13 protein-coding genes are annotated in these 14,646 nt (G+C 71.0%); 8 read left to right on the top strand and 5 right to left on the bottom strand.

All coding sequences use genetic code 11. The features are described 5' to 3' along the window. Positions 1-144 precede the first annotated feature (144 nt). The 4 genes from proC (at position 145) to QRD43_RS02130 (ending at position 3,006) form a co-directional block, all read left to right on the top strand. Complete coding sequence (gene proC / locus QRD43_RS02145; protein WP_285980825.1) at positions 145-957, top strand: pyrroline-5-carboxylate reductase; 813 nt, start codon at positions 145-147, stop codon at positions 955-957. Next, positions 941-1,798: an alpha/beta hydrolase gene (locus QRD43_RS02140; RefSeq protein WP_285980824.1), complete on the top strand. Its 858-nt coding sequence runs from the start codon at positions 941-943 to the stop codon at positions 1,796-1,798. The genes proC and QRD43_RS02140 overlap by 17 nt, the downstream gene beginning before the upstream one ends. 107 nt (positions 1,799-1,905) lie before the next feature. Beyond that, positions 1,906-2,448, top strand: coding sequence for a chorismate--pyruvate lyase family protein (locus QRD43_RS02135; RefSeq protein WP_285980823.1), 543 nt, complete (start codon positions 1,906-1,908; stop codon positions 2,446-2,448). Positions 2,449-2,547: 99 nt separating this feature from the next. Then, entirely contained in the window at positions 2,548-3,006 is a 459-nt protein-coding gene (locus tag QRD43_RS02130) for an anti-virulence regulator CigR family protein (RefSeq protein ID WP_285980822.1), read from the top strand. Positions 3,007-3,018: 12 nt separating this feature from the next. Here QRD43_RS02130 and ubiA read toward each other — a convergent pair whose 3' ends face one another. Beyond that, on the bottom strand, positions 3,019-3,921 hold the full coding sequence (gene ubiA, locus QRD43_RS02125) for a 4-hydroxybenzoate octaprenyltransferase (RefSeq protein ID WP_285980821.1): 903 nt from the start codon (positions 3,919-3,921) through the stop codon (positions 3,019-3,021). 223 nt (positions 3,922-4,144) lie between these two features. Here ubiA and QRD43_RS02120 point away from each other — a divergent pair, with 223 nt between their 5' ends. The 3 genes from QRD43_RS02120 to QRD43_RS02110 all read left to right on the top strand — a co-directional run bounded on the left by QRD43_RS02120 (position 4,145) and on the right by QRD43_RS02110 (position 6,753). Next, entirely contained in the window at positions 4,145-5,062 is a 918-nt protein-coding gene (locus QRD43_RS02120) for an MBL fold metallo-hydrolase (protein WP_285981526.1), read from the top strand. Between the two features lie 147 nt (positions 5,063-5,209). Then, on the top strand, positions 5,210-6,064 hold the full coding sequence (locus QRD43_RS02115) for a substrate-binding periplasmic protein (protein ID WP_285980820.1): 855 nt from the start codon (positions 5,210-5,212) through the stop codon (positions 6,062-6,064). 143 nt (positions 6,065-6,207) lie between these two features. Next, positions 6,208-6,753 carry an outer membrane beta-barrel protein gene (locus QRD43_RS02110; protein WP_285980819.1) on the top strand — a complete coding sequence of 182 codons (546 nt, stop codon included), beginning with the start codon at positions 6,208-6,210 and terminating at the stop codon, positions 6,751-6,753. Positions 6,754-6,802: 49 nt separating this feature from the next. Here QRD43_RS02110 and QRD43_RS02105 read toward each other — a convergent pair whose 3' ends face one another. The 4 genes from QRD43_RS02105 to QRD43_RS02090 form a co-directional block, all read right to left on the bottom strand. Continuing rightward, on the bottom strand, positions 6,803-8,443 hold the full coding sequence (locus tag QRD43_RS02105; protein WP_285980818.1) for a peptide chain release factor 3: 1,641 nt from the start codon (positions 8,441-8,443) through the stop codon (positions 6,803-6,805). A gap of 93 nt (positions 8,444-8,536) precedes the next feature. Continuing rightward, positions 8,537-8,965 (bottom strand): hypothetical protein, encoded by a 429-nt coding sequence (locus tag QRD43_RS02100; protein WP_285980817.1) that lies wholly within the window; start codon positions 8,963-8,965, stop codon positions 8,537-8,539. Positions 8,966-8,974: 9 nt separating this feature from the next. Next, positions 8,975-10,066 (bottom strand): porin family protein, encoded by a 1,092-nt coding sequence (locus QRD43_RS02095; RefSeq protein ID WP_285980816.1) that lies wholly within the window; start codon positions 10,064-10,066, stop codon positions 8,975-8,977. A gap of 158 nt (positions 10,067-10,224) precedes the next feature. Then, complete coding sequence (locus tag QRD43_RS02090; RefSeq protein WP_285980815.1) at positions 10,225-11,772, bottom strand: methyl-accepting chemotaxis protein; 1,548 nt, start codon at positions 11,770-11,772, stop codon at positions 10,225-10,227. A 342-nt stretch (positions 11,773-12,114) separates the two neighbouring features. Between QRD43_RS02090 and QRD43_RS02085 the strand changes: the two genes are divergently transcribed. Then, a complete protein-coding gene (locus tag QRD43_RS02085; protein ID WP_285980814.1) occupies positions 12,115-14,613 on the top strand; it encodes a CehA/McbA family metallohydrolase in 2,499 nt (832 codons plus the stop codon). The last annotated feature ends 33 nt before the right edge of the window (positions 14,614-14,646 follow it).

Below are 14,646 nucleotides of genomic sequence, written 5' to 3'. Positions count from 1 at the left end.
CGGGCGCGAGCTTAAGCATCCCGGTCGTCCCTGCCAAGCCGACGTTATCCCGCAGGGGTGGGCCCGTCGGGCAGCTCCCCGGGGAGCGGGCCCGTACACTGGCCCGGCCCGATCCGATTCCCTCCACTTCCTGATCCCGCATCCATGAACAACACCCTGGCCTTCATCGGCGGCGGCAACATGGCCAGCGCCATCCTGGGCGGCCTGCTGCGCGCCGGCCGCACGCCCGACTCCCTGATCGTGGTCGAGCCCTACGAGCCCCAGCGGCAGAAGCTCGCCGCCGAGCTCGGCCTGCAGGCGCTGCCGGCGCCGGATGCCTCGCTGGCCCGTGCCAGCCTCGTGGTGTGGGCCGTGAAGCCACAGCTCTTCCAGGAAGCCGCCGCGCCCTGCGCCGGTCAGCTGGGGCAGGCGCTGCAGCTCTCGGTGATGGCCGGCATCCGCTCCGACGCCATCGTCCGGGCCACGGGTGCGGAACGCGTGGTGCGCAGCATGCCCAACACGCCGGCGCTGATCGGCCAGGGCATCGCCGGCCTCTTCGCCCGGCCCGCCGTGACGGCACAGGACCGCCAGCTCGTGGACGAGGTGCTCGCACCGACGGGCCGGACGGTCTGGGTGGATCGCGAGGCGGACCTGGACGCCGTCACCGCGCTGTCGGGCTCCGGCCCGGCCTACTTCTTCTACGTCGTCGAGGCCATGATGCAGGCCGCCCAGGACATGGGACTGAGCGAGGCGCAGGGCCGCGAGCTGGCCCTGGCCACCTGCGCGGGCGCCGCGGCGCTGGCGCTGCAGTCGCCCGAGTCCCCCGCCGTGCTGCGCGAGCGGGTCACGTCCAAGGGCGGCACGACATACGCCGCGCTGAGCGCGATGCAGGCCGCCGGCGTGGGGCCGGCCATCGTGCAGGCCGTCAAGGCCGCGCAGCAACGGGCCCGGGAGCTGGGCGATGAGTTCGGGGGCTGATCGCCTCGGGCGCGCCGCCCGGCTGGGTCTGGCGGCCCTCGGGGCGATGGCGCTGGGGGCGTGGGCGCCACCGGCCGACGCGCAGGACTGCGGCCGTCTGCAGCGGCTGGCCGGTCATGGGGGCCAGGTCTTGCCCTTCGCCGTCAGCCCGCCCGAGGGCCAGGCGCGCGGCGTGAGCCTCGTCCTGCTGGCCGGCGGCCACGGCCATGTCGCGCTGGACGCCGCCGGCTGCCCCGCGCAGCTCAAGGGCAATGCCCTGCTGCGCGCACGGCCGCTGCTGCAGGCGCGCGGCTACGAGGTCGTGACGCTCGACGCGCCGGCCGATTACCAGGGCGCGGACGGCCTCGCCGACTTCCGCATCGCGCCCGCCCATGCCGAGGACATCGGCCGCGTGGTGCGCTGGCTGCGCGAGCAGGGCGCGCGCCAGGTCTGGTTGCTGGGCACCAGCCGCGGCAGCCTCTCGGCCGTCAATGCCGCCTCGCGCCTGCGCGGCGACGCGGCGCCGGACGGCCTGGTGATCAGCGCGGTGCTGAGCACGAGCGTCACGGCGCGCAAGAGCTGGGCGGGCCACCACGTCTTCGACCTGCCGCTGGAGCAGATCCGGCAGCCCACGCTGCTGCTGGGCCATGTGGACGACAGCTGCCCGCGCTCCCCGCCCAGCGGGCAGGAGCGGGTCGCGCAGCGCATCGGCGCCTCGGCCCGGACCCGGCTGATGTCCGGCGGGAGCGGGCCGGTGAGCGGTCCCGACGCCTGCGAGGGCCGCTCCCCGCACGGCTTCTGGGGCCAGGACGCCGAGATGGTGGACGAGACGCTGGCCTTCGTCGAGGGCGCGTCGCGCTGAGCTTCCGGCGCCCGCTCGCGGGGCCCTACACTCACGCGCCGTGAGCTCCCATCCCGAACTCCTGAACCGGGCGGCCGATCCCGCCCGGGCCCTCATCGCCGCCTGACATGGGCATCGCCTCCCGACATTCCCTGCGCGACTGGCTGCGCGCGCCCGGCAGCCTGAGCCGCCGCCTCGCCCGCCTGGGGCAGCGCTTCGAGGTGCAGGTGCTGCGCCAGGGCGTGACGCCCTTGCGCGCCGCCGAACGCCAGGCCCTGGGCCTGCCGCGCCGCGGCTGCACGGTGGTGCGCGAGGTGCTGCTGCGTGTCGACGGCCGGCCGCTGGTCTGGGCGCGCTCGGCGCTGCACCAGTCCTCGCTCGCCGGACCGTGGAAGGCGCTCAAGGGGCTGGGTTCCCGGCCGCTCGCGCATCTGCTCTACGACGATCCCCGCATCCAGCGCAGCGAGCTCCAGCCCCGCCGGCTCGCCCGCTTCGGCCACACGCGCCGGCAGATGGAGCGCCAGTGGCGGGCGGCCACGGGCGAGCCGCCGCCGCCGCAGATGCTGTGGTCCCGCAACTCCGTCTTCCGCCGCGGCGGGGCACCGCTGCGCGTGATGGAGCTGTTCGTGCCCGGTGTGGCGGCGTTCAAGCCGGGGAAGCGGCCGCGCTGAGGCGGCCGCCACCGAAATCCGTTCGTCCGGCTTATGCTCAGGCCCGCGGGTGCTCGCGGCGGCGGCGCCCCCTTGTCACCTCATCCCCAGGAGTCCCTCATGCAACGACGTCACTTCCTGCCGCTGGTCCTCGGCAGTCTGGCATTTCCCGCCCTGGCCAATCCGCCCGAGGGGCGCGGCAACGGTCATGGCAAGGGCAAGGGCAAGCACGAGGACCGCGAGGACCGCGGCGACCGCAATGACGGCGTCAGCGTCAGCGCCCGCGGCGATGCCGGCGGGCTGGTGAGCGTCAGCATCAGCGTGGGCGACGCCCGCGCCTGGGTTCGCGAGGCCGGGGTGCGCGAGCGCTATGCCGACCTGCCGCCCGGCATCCGCAAGAACCTGGCACGCGGCAAGCCGCTGCCGCCGGGCATCGCCAAGCGCCTGCCGCCGCCCGCGCTGCAGCAGCGACTGCCGCACTACCCGGGGTACGAATGGCAGGTCTGCGGCAAGGACCTGGTGCTGGTGGCCGTCACCACGCTGGTCGTGGCCGCGGTGCTGAATTCGGTCTTCGACTGAGCCCGGCGCGCCTCAGCGCAGGCTGAGGTCTGCCACCGTGCCGGCGAAGATCGCGAAGCCCACCCAGTGATTGGCACGGAAGGCGCGGAAGCAGCCCTCGCGGCTGCGGTCGCGGATCAGCGTCCCGTGCCAGGCCACCTGGGCGGCCGCCGCGGCCAGGCCCAGCAGGAACCAGCGACCGAGCCCCAGGCGCAGGCCGAGGAAGGCCCAGGCGGCGAGGAAGATGCCGTAGAAGGCCATCACGCCGATGACGTCGAAGCGGCCCAGCGTGATGGCGCTCGTCTTGATGCCGATCTTGAGGTCGTCGTCGCGGTCGACCATGGCGTACTCGGTGTCGTAGGCCAGCACCCAGAACAGGTTCGCCACCAGCAGCGCCCAGGCGCTCCGGGGCACGGCGGCGTTGATGGCCGCGAGGCTCCATTCGCTGCCGCCCAGCGCCGCCGAGAAGGCCATCGGAATGCCGAAGCTGAAGGCCACGCCCAGCACCGCCTGCGGCATGTTCACCACGCGTTTGGCATAGGGGTAGAGCAGGGTGACGGCCAGCGCGGCGAAGGACAGCAGGATGGTCGGCGCGTTGGTCGTGAGCACGAGCCCGAAGGCGGCCAGGGCCAGCACGGCGCCCACGGCCAGCGCCTCCTTGACCGAGACCGCGCCGCTGGTGACGGGGCGCTGCGCGGTGCGCTTGACATGGCGGTCGAACTCGCGGTCGGCCACGTCGTTGACGCAGCAGCCCGCCGAGCGCATCAGCACCGTGCCGGCCGTGAACACCGCCAGCAGGTGCCAGCCGGGGAAGCCGTCCGCCGCCATCCACAGCGCGGCCAGCGTGGGCCACAGCAGCAGCAGCCAGCCGGCGGGCCGGTCCCAGCGGATCAGGTTCAGGTACAGGCTCAGTCGGGAGGGCGCGGCGGAACTCATGGCGGCATTGTCGCCCGGTCCGAGGACAGCGGCCGGCGTCCAAAGGCCTTGCCGTGGCAGGCCCCGCGCCGCGCCGCTATGCTGGCCCCGCCACAAGAAGCAGCGCCCGCCCGGGCACCCGGGCCGGGCCGCCACGTTGTCCCTTCATCGACTCTCCACGGAGCATTTCATGAGCGCACGCACCACCCTCACGCAGCTGTCCCGCCTCGGCCTCGGCCTGGGCATGGCCTGGGCCCTGGCCCTGCCGGCGCTGGCCGCCGCGCCCCAGCAGAAGAGCCAGGCGCCCGGCTTCTACCGCCTCGCGCTGGGCGAGTTCGAGATCACCGCCCTGAATGACGGCACGGTCGAGCTGCCGGTCGACAAGCTGCTGACGGGTGCCAAGCCCGGCCAGGTCGAGAAGGCCCTCGGCCGGGCCTACCTGAAGGCACCGGTGGAGACCTCGGTGAATGCCTTCCTCGTCAACACGGGCAGCAAGCTGGTGCTGATCGACACCGGCGCCGCCGGCCTGTTCGGCCCCACGCTCGGCCGCCTGCTGGCCAACCTGAAGGCCGCGGGCTACCAGCCGGAGCAGGTCGACGAGATCTACATCACCCACTTCCACGGGGACCACGTCGGCGGCCTCGCGGCCGAGGGCAAGGCCGCCTTCCCCAATGCCGTCGTGCGCGCCGATCAGCACGAGTCCGACTACTGGCTCAGCCAGGAGCAGATGGACAAGGCGCCTGCCGCCGCCAAGGGTGGCTTCCAGGGGGCGCAGGCCTCGCTCAAGCCCTATGTGGACGCCGGCCGCTTCAAGCCCTTCAGCGGCGCCACCGAGCTGCTGCCCGGCATCCGCGCGGTGCCCACGCCCGGCCACACGCCGGGCCACAGCATCTATGTGGTCGAGAGCCAGGGCCAGCAGATGGCCTTCTGGGGCGACCTGATGCACGTCGCGGCCGTGCAGTTCCCGGACCCGAGCGTGACCATCCAGTTCGACTCCGACTCCAAGGCCGCCGCGCCCCAGCGCAAGAAGGCCTATGCCGAGGCGGCCGCCAAGGGCTACTACGTGGCCGTGGCCCACATCAGCTTCCCGGGCATCGGCAAGCTGCGCGCCGACGGCAAGGGCTACACCTGGCTGCCGGCGAACTACAGCACGAAGTTCTGAGGACGGGTCTGACGCGCTCCTGAGGCCCCGGGCTGAGGCCCGGTGGCAACGGCGCCCGGGCCGGGGAGGGCGCGTGGCGCTTGCCGGCGCCCCGGACCTCATCAAGAATGGGGCGCGGCCCGCCTGCTGCGGGCCAAGGAGAGCGGTGTGATCCTGCGTGCTGTCGGGCGTCGGGCGTGGCTGCGGGTCCTGCTGATGGGCAGCGCCCTCGTGGCGGCCGCCCCGCTGCGGGCGCAGGGCCCCGTGGCACCGCCCACCGCCGCCTCGGCCGCCTCGGCCGGGACCGGACAGAGCCTGCTCGCCCTGTCCGATCCCTGGTGCCCCTTCAACTGCCAGCCCGACAGCGATCGCCCCGGCTACGTCGTGGAAATGCTGCGCGACGTCTTCACGCCCCCGACGTGGCGCCTGAGCTACCGCATCGTCCCCTGGGACCGCGCGCTGCAGGAAGTGCGGGACGGGCAGGCCGCCCTGGCCCTGGTGTTGACGCGCGAGCAGGCCCAGCAGCACGGCCTGCTGATCGGTCGTGAGACCGTGGGCGAGCCGATCGACTGCCTTTACGTGAGCGCGGGCAACCCCTTGCGATTCAGCCGGGCCTCGGACCTGGACAGCCTGCGGCAGGTCGCCGTGGTGTCCGGCTACGAGTACGAGCATGCCTTCGGCGAGTGGCTCGCCCGCCCCGCGAACCGGCCCAAGATCGTCTTCACGCGGGGGGCGAATCCCGCCGAGGTGAATGCCCGCAACCTGGCCCGAGGACGGGTGGACGGTGTCATCGAGACCGCTGCGGTCATGCAGCTGCAGATCCAGCAGTTGCGCCTGCAGGACCGCATCCGCGAGGCAGGCTGCCAGCCGGCCTCGCCGGTCTATGTGGGCTTCAGCCCGCGCCTGCCCCAGGCCGCCCGGCTGGTGGAGCAGTTCGACCAGGGCATCGTGGAGATGCGGCACAACCGGCGGCTCGCGCGCCTTCTCGCGCGCTACGGGCTGCAGGATTGGAAGCCGGACTGACCCCCTCCGGGCGGTGACTCGCCGAGGCCCGCAAGCGCCACCCGCGGGGCGATCCCGTGCGGGATGCGCCCTGGCTTCTGGCATCCACCTCTTTCGGTGGTTATTCTCCCGGCTTCGTCAATGACCACGAAAGGGAGCGGAGAATGAACAAGCGCTATGGAGCGATGGCGGCACTGGCGGTCCTGATGGCCGGCACGAGTCTGGCCCGCGCGGACGAAGGGGCACAGAGCCCGGGCTGGTATGCAGGCCTGCAGGTGGGCAGCATGCGCAAGGCCGACCTGATCACCGGCGACAGCGATGCCTACCTGGGCTTCCTGGCGGGCTACCGTTTCAACAGGGAGTGGAGCGCGGAGGTGACGGCCGCGGGCGGCTTTTCCTGCGACCTGCACATCATCGGCAATCTGCTGGGCGACCGGTGCGAGGCGCTGGACCGCCATATCGGCGGCTACGGGCTGTATCACCTGCCCCTGTCCGGTGACGTGAAGCTCTATGGCCGCCTGGGCCTGGGCAGCACGCGGGTCCAGACCTTTGACGGCAAGTACTTCGGCAGCTACAACCGCGTCGAAGCCGGCCTGGGTGGTGGCCTGGCCTACGAGCCCTGGCCCTCGATGACGCTGCGCCTGGACGTCAACCGCCTCACGCGCACCAAGACTACCTCGCTGAGCCTGCAGGCCCTCTGGCGCTTCTGACGGCCGGGGCGGGGCCTGCGAAGGCCTCGCCTGCGCCGGGAGGCGCGGGTCAGCCGTCCAGGCGCTGCTGGAAGACCAGGCCCGCGTGCTCGCGCAGCGCGTGGAACTTGATCTTGGGCCAGTTGGCCTCGATGGCGCGCAGCTCCGGCGCGTACTCCACCAGCACGGTGGGCGCGTCCACGGCGTCATAGGCCATGCGGAAGTCGTTGGCGTTGATGAAGCGCTTGAGCTCCGCCTCGCCGCCGTCCTCGGGGGCGCAGGTCACCCAGCGCGCCACCTGGAAGCGGCTGGGCGTGATGCGCGCCTTGACGCCGTACTCGTGCTCCAGGCGGTGCGCCACCACCTCGAACTGCAGCTGGCCCACGGCGCCCAGCAGCAGCACGCTGCCGGCCACCGGGCGGAAGACCTGGATCGCGCCTTCCTCGCCCAGCTGTTGCAGGCCGGCCTTGAGCTGCTTGGTCTTGAGCGGGTCGGCCACTTCCACCGAGCGGAACATTTCCGGCGCGAAGAAGGGCAGGCCGGTGAACTGCAGGGCCTCGCCCTCGGTGATGGTGTCGCCCAGCTGCAGCACGCCGTGGTTGGGGATGCCGATGATGTCCCCGGCGAAGGCCTCGTCCAGCAGCTCGCGGCGCTGGGAGAGGAAGCTCACCACGGTGTTGGGGCGCAGCTCCTTGCCGGAGCGCACGACCTTCAGCCGCATGCCGCGCTCGAAGTGGCCCGAGGCCACGCGCAGGAAGGCGATGCGGTCGCGGTGGGCCGGGTCCATATTGGCCTGGATCTTGAAGACCACGCCGCTGAACTTGGGCTCCTCGGGCTCCACCACGCGCTGCATGGCCTGGCGCTCGCCGGGCGCGGGGGCCAGTTCCACGAGCGCGTCCAGCACTTCCTGCACGCCGAAGTTGTTCACGGCGGAGCCGAAGAACATGGGCGTCTGCTTGCCGGTGAGGAACTGCGCCAGGTCGAAGGTCGGCGCGGCCTCGTTGACCAGCTCGATCTCGCCCTTGGCGTTGTCGTACTGCATGCCGAAGCGGTCGGCATAGGCGGGGTTGTCCAGGCCTTCCAGCACTTCCTCGTCGCCGGCCACGCGGTCCTCGCCCGGGGCGAACACGCGCATGCGCTGCTGGCGAAGGTCCATCACGCCATGGAACTGCTTGCCCATGCCCACGGGCCAGGTGAAGGGCACGACGGCCATGCCCAGCTCGCGCTCGATCTCGTCCAGCAGGGCCAGCGGCTCCTGGACCTCGCGGTCCATCTTGTTGACGAAGGTGAGGATGGGCGTGTTGCGGGCGCGGCAGACCTGCAGCAGGCGGCGGGTCTGAGGCTCCACGCCGTTGGCCGCGTCGATGACCATCAGCGCCGCATCCACGGCGGTCAGCACGCGGTAGGTGTCTTCGGAGAAGTCCTGGTGGCCCGGGGTGTCCAGCAGGTTGATCACGCAGTCGCGGTACTCCATCTGCATGACCGAGGAGGCCACCGAGATGCCGCGCTGCTTCTCGATCTCCATCCAGTCCGAGGTCGCATGGCGGCTGGCCTTGCGCGCCTTCACCGAGCCGGCGATCTGGATCGCGCCCGAGAACAGCAGCAGCTTCTCCGTCAGCGTGGTCTTGCCCGCGTCAGGGTGGGAAATGATGGCGAAGGTGCGGCGGCGGCGCACTTCCGTCTCGATGCGGGAGGACAGCTCGGTGGACATGGGTGGGGAGGCCGCCACGCTCAAGGAGCGTGCTGATGGGCCGGGACGGGAAAGGCGGCGATTATCGCAGGCCTCTCCCGCCGGGCGCCGGCGTCACTTCGTCCCGATCACCTTCACGCTGGCGTCCACCTTGGCGCTGTCAAGGATGCCCACGGCGTTGGGCGTGCTGGCCACCCATTTCTTGAGCTCGTCCTCGCTCTCGAACTGCTTGGGCTCCTGGGCGCGGCCGGTGAAGATCAGCTGCGTCCAGATGGCCTTGTACTGCTTCTCGTTCTTGCCGACGTAGCCGATCACGAAGTCCTCGCGCACCTTGCCGGACTTGGGCATGCCGACCTGGACGTTGCCGCCACCGGCCAGGCTGTTCGTCTGGCCGAGGAACACGGCCTTGACCTCGTCGACCGTGGGCTTGGCCGCGAGCGCGGGGTTGGCCACGACGACGGGATCGGCCAGAGCGAAGGTGCCGAGCGTGGCGAGCAGCAGGCCGGCCAGCGCCGGCGTGGGGGAGGGGAGACTGAACGTCATGGCGGCTCCTCAGAAGACGTAGTCCAGCGACAGGGTGATCGCCTTGGAATTGCCCACGAAGGGGAAGGCCGAGCGGTCCTTGAAGACGTCGTACTCCAGCTTCAGGGCCATGTCCTCGCGCACGTCCCAGCGCAGCGTGGCGGCCCAGGTGTGGTGCTTCTCGTTGGCCGTGGGATCGTCCTTGTAGTCCTCGGTGAAGCGCGAGTAGGTCAGCATGGGCAGCCAGTCGCCGAAGCGGTAGCCCGCGCCCACGAAGTAGACGTTGTAGATGTCCTTGGGCGCGTCCGGGCGCACGAAGCGGTTGAACTCGGTGCGCACGACGATGTCCTTGTGGTCGACGTTGAAGGTGAGCCCGTAGAACTGCTGCTTCACGCCGTCCTTGTTGACGGTGCGCCCGGCGCCGGTGCCGACCCAGCGGTCGACCTTGTTCGTCATCATCACGAAGCGGGCAGTGCCCCAGTCCGTGCCCAGCTCGACGTAGCCGCCCAGGATGCTCTTCCAGGTCTCGTCGACGCGGTCGCCGTAGTAGACGCGGCCGAGCATCTGGTTGTCCTTGTCCGTCTCGCGGCCGGCCCAGACGTTGGCGGTGACCGCCAGGCCGTTGAAGTTCTTGCGGTACAGCAGGTTCGCGCCGTTGTAGGCCACGATCTGCCAGCCGTAGAGGTCACCCGGCGGGCGCACCCAGGGGTAGGCATAGCCCACCTGGAAGAAGTCGGAATAGCCGAACAGCGGCAGGCGCTTGCGCCCGGCCTGCAGCGTCAGGCTGTCGGAGAGATTCCAGGAGCCGTAGAGCCAGTCCACCGCGGGCTTGTCGGCCGAGGCGTTGGCCGTGAGCTGCCCCGTGACGGAGAACTGGCTGCCGAACTTGTACGTGGCCTGCACGCCGGCCCGGCTGTCCGGCTTCAGGGACCAGCTGTTGCGGTAGATGCCGACGTCGGGGTAGTTGGCGATGTAGCAGGGGCAGTCGAACTCGAAATTCGATTGGTGGGCCCCCGAGATGGCCTTGCCCAGCCCGAGGGTGGCGAAGCCCGAGAGGTGCAGGGCGTCATCCGCCCTGGCGGCGCTGGCCAGCCCGGCCAGCAGAAGAAGCGAGGCAAGCACGCTGCGCGATGCAGCTGACCGTGATCCCATGGCGAACTCCTAGCAAGCGCTTGGTGTTTTCCATGATGCCCGCAAGGACTTTGGGCCGCCAGTGTGCGCTATGCGCGCAAAACAACAGCAGCGGCCCGGATCGGCACGCCAGGCCGCCGATCGTGAAATCAGAGACGGAAGACGTTCAATGCCCGCTTGAGCGTTTCCGAGCGCTGGTGCAGCGCGTCCACGGCCGCGGCCGTCTCCTCGACCATGGCGGCGTTCTCCTGCGTCATGCGCTCGAGGTCCGCCACGGCGGTGTTGACGTCGGCAATGCCCACGGACTGCTCCGTCGTCGCGCGCTGGATCTCGGACATCATCGTGCCCACGCGGTCCACCTCCTCGACCGTGCGTCGGATGGTGGCGTTGGCCTCGTCCATCTCCCGGGCGCTCACGCCGACCTGCTCCACGGACCCCAGGATGACCTGGCGGACCTCCTTGGCGGCGCCCGCGCTGCGCTGGGCCAGGGCGCGGACCTCGCTGGCGACCACGGCGAATCCCCGGCCCGACTCACCGGCCCGGGCGGCCTCCACGGCGGCATTCAGGGCCAGGATGTTGGTCTGGAAGGCGATGCCCTCGATCACCTGGACGATGTCCCCGATGCGCTTGGACGAGGTCTCGATGGCGGTGAAGGTCTCGTTGACGCGACCGACGGCCTGGCCGCTGTGCTGCGCGGCGGCGGCGGCGGAGGTGCTCTGCCCGGCCACCACGCTCGCGGTCTGCGCCGTCTGGCGCACGGCGCTGGCCATCTCGTCCATCGCGGCGGCCGAGCGTTGCACGGCGCTGGACTGGACCTCGGTGCGCTGCGAGAGGTGCTGGCCGGCCCGTGCCAGCTCCTGGGCCGTCGTCACCGTGCCCTGCACCTCGTCCCGGGCATCGCCAACGACCGCGCGCAAGTTGATCTGGATCTGCCCGAGGGCCCGCGTGATGGCGCTCAGCGGGTGCGGATGCACATGCGGCACCGGCTCGATCAGGTTGCAGCTCGCGATGTTGTTGGCGGCCTCCTCGGCGGCGTCGAGACGGCGCTGGATGTCGAACTGGAACCACATCACCAACCAGATCGAACCCAGCACGGCCACGCCGGACGGACCCCAGCCGCCGAGGCCCGGCAACAGCCAGGCGATGGTCGCGCAGCCCAGGCCGATGGCGACAAGGCCCGCCATCAGGCGCTGCGTGACGTTGAGCCGGTGCAGCCGGGCGGGCAGGTCGCGCAGGCCCATCTGGCGCACGCGGCCCGCATGCAGCTTGAAGCCCGGGCTCGCCTGGCCGCGCTGCGCCACGATGCGGGCGTAGAGCTGCTCGGCCTGCGTGACCTCGGCGCGGGTCGGCGCCTCGCGCACGGACATGTAGCCGACCGGCTTGCCGCGCTCCAGCACGGGCGTCACATTGGCGCGCACCCAGTAGTGGTCCCCGTTCTTGCGGCGGTTCTTGACGATGCCCGTCCAGGGCCGCCCGCGGCCGATCGTGGCCCACATGTCGCGGAAGGCCTCCTCGGGCATGTCGGGATGCCGCACGAGGTTGTGGGGCTGGCCGATCAGCTCCTCGTAGTCATAGCCGCTGACGCGGCTGAAGGCGGCGTTGCAATGGGTGATCCGGCCGGTGGTGTCCGTGGTGGAGACCAGCAGGTCGTCCTTGAACAGATGTTCCTGCCGGGTGACGGGCTCATTCACGCGCATGTTGGTACTCCCTGTGCCTGCGTCGGGGTGTTCGCAGTGGCGCGGAACCCCCCGGGCCCCGCCGGCGCCGAGCATAGGCGGTGCCCTGCAAACCTTCCCTTGACCCGCGTCAATTCTGCGGTCGAGCCGCCCCCCACCGCGTGTATTCCTCACAGCCGTCCCACTTTCTGACGGCCCGATGAAAAGCCGGGCGGCGCAAACCCGCATTGACCCTCCTGTGCGGCACGCGCACAGTGCGGCCCGCTGGCGCCGAGGACGCCGGCCCCTCAAACGACAACAACGGAAGGCTTGGTCCCTATGAAATCCGTCTCCGCGACTGCGGTCGCCTGCGCGCAGAAGTGCGTGCGCAAACCTTTGCGCCACGCTGCACGCCCCGTCACTCCGATCTCTACCGCTGCCGGGACGCCAGGTCTGGCGCTGCACGGCGTCTCGCTCTGGCCCCTGGCGCTGGCGGCGGCGCTCATGGCCGGCTGCTCCGGCGAGCCGCCGGGGAGCAACGCGCCGCTGGCGGCCGCGCCGGCCGTGGCGGCCGACGCCACCGGCCTGGTCAATCCGGCCGCGAAGTTCCCGGATCACCACGAGTTCGACGCCGCGCTCTATGTGCCCTTCCGCACCGCCCAGGGCGTGGCGGGCCGCGAGCTGGTGGTGTCGCTGAACTACCCCGGCATGCCGGCCGGGCAGGTCTTCGCCTGGCAGATCACCCTGGTGGACGAGCGCCAGCAGGTGCTGCGCACGCTCGGGGGCGAGGCCGTCTGGGGCGGGCGGCCGCTGACGGTCACCCAGGCCTGGGACGGGCGCGACGCCCAGGGTCAGGTCTTGCCCGAGGGGCGCTACGAGGCGCGCCTGAGCGCCGTCACGCTGCCCGGCGCGGCGGCCGAGGCAGCGCCTGCCGGCGGCGAGGCCCGTCGTTCGGCACTGTGGGCTCGCGCCGACGGTCACGAGGTGCAGCAGCGCTGGTCGTTCCAGGTCGGCCGTCCCGCCGGCCCGCAGATGCCGGCCTTCGCGCCGCTGCGCACGGCCCTCGATGCCGGCGGCCCGCAGCGCGCACGAGCCCTGTCCGTGCCGGCGACGGGCTCGCTGCCCTACACCGTCTACTACGCCAATCTGCACAGCCAGACGAACGACTCCGACGGTGGCGGCGCGATCAGCAGCTGCACGTCCTCGCAGGCGGCGCAGACCGGGGCCTACGGTCCCGGCGATGCCTTCGCCTATGGCAAGGCCGCGGGCCTGGACGCGCTGATGACCTCGGAGCACAACCACTACTTCGACGGCTCCTCCAGCACCAACGCCGCCGGCAGCGCCACCGCGGCGCGCAGCCGCTACCAGGCGGGCCTCGCGGCCGCCAGCAGCTTCAACAGCGCGAACCCGGGCTTCCTGGCGATCTACGGCATGGAGTGGGGCGTCATCAACAATGGCGGCCACCTCAACATCTTCAACAGCAGCGAGCTGTTCTCCTGGGAGTACAACAGCAGCAACGAGCTCTTCGGCGACCGCTACGTGGCCAAGAGCGACTACGCCGCGCTGTACGGCGCCATGCGCGCCCAGGGCCTGATCGGGCAGTTCAACCACCCGGAGACCAGCGGGCAGTTCGCCATCAACGGCACGGACCTGGCCTACAGCGCCGATGGCGATGAGGTGATGGTGCTGGCGGAGGTCCTGAACACCTCGGCCTTCTCCAGCAACACCACGGAGACCGAGACGGGCCGCAGCAGCTACGAGGACGCCTTCAACAAGCTCCTCGAGCGCGGCTATCACGTCGCCCCGGCGACCAACCAGGACAACCACTGCGCGAACTGGGGCAAGTCCTACACGAACCGCACCGGCGTGCTGATCCCCACGGGCACCGCGCTGGGCCGCACGGCCTTCCTGGAGGCGCTCAAGGCGCGCCGCGTGTTCGCTTCCATGGACAAGAACTCGCAGCTGGTGCTGCAGGCCAACGGCCACCTGATGGGCGAGCGCTTCAGCAACAGCGGTCCGCTGAACCTGAGCGTGGGCTTCGCCAACAGCGCCGGCCGCAGCGTCGCCACGGTGCAGATCATCGAGGGCGTGCCCAAGCGCAACGGCACGGTCAGCACGCTGGCAAGCACCGCCACGGCCACCGTCACGCCGGCCGTGGGCGAGCACTTCTACTACGCCAAGGTCACGCAGGATGACGGCAAGATCCTGTGGTCCGCGCCGATCTGGGTCACCCAGACCTCCGGCGGCGGCACGGCGGACACCACGCCTCCGACGGCCAGCGCCTCGGTGAGCGGCACGGCCGGCACGCTCACGCTGGCGGCCACCGCGAGCGACAACGTCGGCGTGAGCCGCGTCGACTTCGTGGTGGACGGCAACGTCGTCGGCAGCGACAGCAGCGCGCCCTACAGCCTGGCCCTGGACTCCACGACGCTCAGCAACGGCAGCCACACGCTGATTGCCCGCGCCTACGATGCCGCCGGCAATGTCGGGGCCTCGGGCAGCGTGAGCTTCAGCGTGAGCAACGCCAGCGCCGTGCTGAACGAGACGGAGTCCAACGGCACCATCGCCTCGGCCAACGTGGTGAGCGGCCAGACGACGATCAGCGGCACCATGGGCAGCGCCTCCGACAAGGACTTCTTCAAGGTGAGCCTGCCCGCCGGCAAGAAGCTGCGCGTGGACATGGTCGGCCCGTCCACGACCGACTACGACCTGTACGTCGTCAACGGCAGCGGCACGACGCTGGCGGCCTCCGAGGGCAGCACCAGCAGCGAAAGCCTGACCTACACGAACGGCAGCAGCGCGCAGACGGTCTACCTCAAGGTGATCTCCTACTCGGGCAGCAGCACCACGCAGCGCTACACGCTGACGCTGAGCTATCCCTGAGGGCACGCCGCAGGGCCGGCCCGGGCCTCGCGC

The organism is Roseateles subflavus, assembly GCF_030285365.1.
GTDB classification, from domain to species: domain Bacteria; phylum Pseudomonadota; class Gammaproteobacteria; order Burkholderiales; family Burkholderiaceae_C; genus Roseateles_B; species Roseateles_B subflavus.
The sequence above is the reverse complement of the archived record's forward strand: the minus strand, read 5'-3'. Positions and strand labels throughout refer to the sequence as shown.

What these genes read in the sequence shown, in the direction of transcription:
- proC (WP_285980825.1), top strand. Translation starts at nt 145, where the DNA reads ATGAACAACACCCTGGCCTTCATCGGCGGCGGCAACATGGCCAGCGCC.
- QRD43_RS02140 (WP_285980824.1), top strand. Translation starts at nt 941, where the DNA reads ATGAGTTCGGGGGCTGATCGCCTCGGGCGCGCCGCCCGGCTGGGTCTG.
- QRD43_RS02135 (WP_285980823.1), top strand. Translation starts at nt 1,906, where the DNA reads ATGGGCATCGCCTCCCGACATTCCCTGCGCGACTGGCTGCGCGCGCCC.
- QRD43_RS02130 (WP_285980822.1), top strand. Translation starts at nt 2,548, where the DNA reads ATGCAACGACGTCACTTCCTGCCGCTGGTCCTCGGCAGTCTGGCATTT.
- ubiA (WP_285980821.1), bottom strand. Translation starts at nt 3,921, where the DNA reads ATGAGTTCCGCCGCGCCCTCCCGACTGAGCCTGTACCTGAACCTGATC.
- QRD43_RS02120 (WP_285981526.1), top strand. Translation starts at nt 4,145, where the DNA reads ATGGCCTGGGCCCTGGCCCTGCCGGCGCTGGCCGCCGCGCCCCAGCAG.
- QRD43_RS02110 (WP_285980819.1), top strand. Translation starts at nt 6,208, where the DNA reads ATGAACAAGCGCTATGGAGCGATGGCGGCACTGGCGGTCCTGATGGCC.
- QRD43_RS02105 (WP_285980818.1), bottom strand. Translation starts at nt 8,443, where the DNA reads ATGTCCACCGAGCTGTCCTCCCGCATCGAGACGGAAGTGCGCCGCCGC.
- QRD43_RS02100 (WP_285980817.1), bottom strand. Translation starts at nt 8,965, where the DNA reads ATGACGTTCAGTCTCCCCTCCCCCACGCCGGCGCTGGCCGGCCTGCTG.
- QRD43_RS02090 (WP_285980815.1), bottom strand. Translation starts at nt 11,772, where the DNA reads ATGCGCGTGAATGAGCCCGTCACCCGGCAGGAACATCTGTTCAAGGAC.